The organism is Halomonas sp. 141 (assembly GCF_002810305.1).
Taxonomy (GTDB): Bacteria; Pseudomonadota; Gammaproteobacteria; order Pseudomonadales; family Halomonadaceae; genus Vreelandella; species Vreelandella stevensii.
The window spans coordinates 1-714 of the sequence record NZ_PINZ01000133.1 but is presented as its reverse complement, the minus strand read 5'-3'; the positions used below and the strand labels follow the sequence as shown (position 1 = coordinate 714).

The window sequence follows — 714 nt, the reverse complement described above, 5'->3', positions numbered from 1 at the left end:
GGGCGTTATGTTTCTTGACCGCACCTGTTAAATGGTGCTATTAATAGCACTAAATTGTTGGCTAGGTAACCACTATGCAAGTGAAATTTTCCGAGGATGTCATTCCTCTATCAGACCTGAAGATCAATCCCGGAAAGGTGGTTGGTCGAGCACAGGACACGCATCGCCCAATCCTGCTTACCAGCCGTGGCCGCGGCGTAGCGGTTGTGCAGGGGCTCGAGGATTATGAGAAAAGTGCAGAGGAATTGCGGTTTGTAAAGGCGGTGGCGCAGGGGCTTATGGATGTTCGCGAGGGCAACACCGTATCGTTGGAGGACGCCAAGAAAACGTTGGGCATCAAGTAAATGGAATTACGCATCGCACAGTCCGCTCTTGAGGACTTACAGGCTATTCAAGAGTATTACAAAGAGCAGGATGTTCCACATATCGGTGATGATTTCGTGGCTGCGATCTTGGAGCATAGCGAAATGCTTCAGCTCCACCCTGATGCTGGCCGTATTGTTCCTGAATTCAACCTGGATCATATTCGCGAATTGATTCACGCGCCATTTCGAGTTGTCTATCTTAGGCAAGCTAAAGAGGTTGTGCTCATACGAGTCTGGCGAAGTGAGAGGCAGCTTGAATTACCTGCAAACGAAACATAACCAAGCCATGCACCGGATGCCAAACCCTTCGCTTCGCTACGGCTTTGTCACCGGTGATGGCGGGCGTTAT

The 714-nt window shown here is 50.1% G+C and carries 2 protein-coding genes; both read left to right on the top strand.

From position 1 onward, the window contains the following. Positions 1–74 precede the first annotated feature (74 nt). On the top strand, positions 75–344 hold the full coding sequence (locus tag CWI66_RS17680; protein WP_086904841.1) for a type II toxin-antitoxin system Phd/YefM family antitoxin: 270 nt from the start codon (positions 75–77) through the stop codon (positions 342–344). After that, on the top strand, positions 345–644 hold the full coding sequence (locus CWI66_RS17675) for a type II toxin-antitoxin system RelE/ParE family toxin (protein ID WP_086904840.1): 300 nt from the start codon (positions 345–347) through the stop codon (positions 642–644). Positions 645–714 lie beyond the last annotated feature (70 nt).

Bases quoted from the DNA above. Each gene is read 5' to 3' on its own strand.
- CWI66_RS17680 (WP_086904841.1), top strand. From the start codon at position 75: ATGCAAGTGAAATTTTCCGAGGATGTCATTCCTCTATCAGACCTGAAG.
- CWI66_RS17675 (WP_086904840.1), top strand. From the start codon at position 345: ATGGAATTACGCATCGCACAGTCCGCTCTTGAGGACTTACAGGCTATT.